At 61.4% G+C, this 2,027-nt stretch carries 2 protein-coding genes; both read right to left on the reverse strand.

The window, feature by feature from the left end; genetic code table 11:
* Positions 1–474: 474 nt before the first annotated feature.
* Positions 475–1,149 (reverse strand): JAB domain-containing protein, encoded by a 675-nt coding sequence (locus HMPREF0372_RS08985; protein WP_007491175.1) that lies wholly within the window; start codon positions 1,147–1,149, stop codon positions 475–477.
* 80 nt (positions 1,150–1,229) lie between these two features.
* A complete protein-coding gene (gene pyrE, locus HMPREF0372_RS08990) occupies positions 1,230–1,901 on the reverse strand; it encodes an orotate phosphoribosyltransferase (RefSeq protein ID WP_007491177.1) in 672 nt (223 codons plus the stop codon).
* Positions 1,902–2,027: the final 126 nt, after the last annotated feature.

Genomic DNA, 2,027 nt, shown 5'->3' on the forward strand with positions numbered 1-2,027 from the left:
CGGCCAGCCGCGCGCAGAAGCGCGCCGCCGCCCTACGGCGTCCAAGCGTTTTGCGAAGCAAAACCTTGTCCAGACGGAATTCAGTTCCGTCTGGAGGGATAGAAAAACAGGGCTCCCGGCGGATTCATCCGCCGGGATACGCCGGCGGGCTGATATTCGCTGACAACTTGAAATTTCGACATAGCGCTGTCTCACCTCACAGGTCGGGAAATCGGAACGGCGGCCAGCCGCGCGCAGAAGCGCGCCGCCGCCCTGCGGCGTTCAAGCGTTTTGCGAAGCAAAACCTTGTCCAGGCGGAATTCAGTTCCGCCTGGAGGAATAAAAAAACAGGGCTCCCGGCGGATTCATCCGCCGGGATACGCCGGCGGGCTGATATTCGCTGGCTACTTGGAATTTGGGCATACCGTCACCTCACAGGGTAATTATAGCAAAACAAATGTTCGATTTCAACCGAGAATTTTAGAACCTGCCTTTTTACGGCTGGTAAAAGCCGCTGTCCCGGAGAGACACCATGTCGTCGTCCACAAAGATCAGGTGGTCTACCAGCTCAACGCCGAGTTTGGCCAGAAAAGGGGCCAGGCTGCGGGTGGTGGCGATGTCATCCTCCGAGGGAAAGGCGATGCCGGAGACGTGGTTGTGGGCCAGCACCACAGCAGCGGCGTTGAGGGCGAGGGCGGCCTCGGTGATGAGACGGGTGGTAATAGCCACGGCGTTGACGTTCCCCTCACCCAGCCGTCGGATGCCCAGCACCTTGTGCTTGCCGTCCATGCACAGCAGGCAGAGCAGCTCGTTCCGGGCCCCGAAGAAATAGGGCCGCAGGAGCTGGTAGTAGTCCCGGCTGTTCCGGGCGATGTCGTCTACCCGGGTGCGGGCGGTGAGGTAGCGACCGGACAGCTCTTTCACTGTCTTGAGCAGCACCGCCCCATGCTTCCCCATGCCCTTGACCTTGCACAGCTCCTCCGGCGGGGCGTCCAACACCCCGGCCAGGGAGCCGAAACGGTCGATCAGTTCGTGGGCCAGGGGATTGGTGTCGCTGCGGGGATTGGCGTAGAAGAACAGCAGCTCCAGCAGCTTGTGGTCCGGGAAGGAGTCCGGCCGGGCCAGAAATTCGGTTTTCAGACGCTGGCGGTGTCCGTCGTGGGGGCCCATGGCTGAAGATCTCCTTTCCTGTGGATTCAAGCAGGCGGATGAGGGCATCCGCCTCCCTCCTGTCCTCGGAGCCACGGCTCTTACCGGGCGCCGTACTGCTCCAGATAGGCCTCCATCCTGCCCTTCATCTCGTCGTCAATATACACCCTGCCGTCGAGCTCCCGGTTGTGGAGGAAGGCGATGATCTCCCGGACGGTGACGATGGGGTAGACGGCGATGCCGTAGTCCTCCCGCAGCTCGTCCAGGGTGGAGCAGGCCCGGGTGCCCCGCTCCATCCGGTCCACGGAGACGATAAGGGCGCGCATCTTTACGTCGGCCACGTGCTGGAACAGCTCGATGGACTCCCGTACGGCGGTGCCGGCGGTGACCACGTCCTCTACGATCACCACCCGGTCGCCGTCCTGGGGCCTGCAGCCCACCATGACGCCGCCCTCGCCGTGGTCCTTGGCCTCCTTGCGGTTGAAGCAGTAGGGGAGATCCCGCCCATAATTGCGGTACAGGGAGGCGGCGGCGGAGACGGCCAGGGGGATGCCCTTGTAGGCGGGGCCGAAGAGGCAGTCCACCCCGTCGGGGAGGTTCTGCTGGATGCAGGCGGCGTAGTAGTCGCCCAGCTTGGCGGCCTGGGCGCCGGTCTTGTAGTTGCCGGTATTGATGAAGTAGGGAGTTCTGCGGCCGGACTTGGTGGTAAAGTCTCCGAAGGTGAGTACGCCGGCGCGCACCATAAAGGTGATGAATTCTTCCTGATAGGTCATGTTCCCAAACCTCGCTTCTCCAAAAATAGTCGAATTATTATACCACTATTCAGGGGCGCGGACAAGGCCGTGTCTGCGGAAAGAAATTTGGAATTTGTAGGACTACAATACATATTGGACATCTGA

The sequence above is a fragment of the Flavonifractor plautii ATCC 29863 genome (assembly GCF_000239295.1).
GTDB lineage: Bacteria > Bacillota > Clostridia > Oscillospirales > Oscillospiraceae > Flavonifractor > Flavonifractor plautii.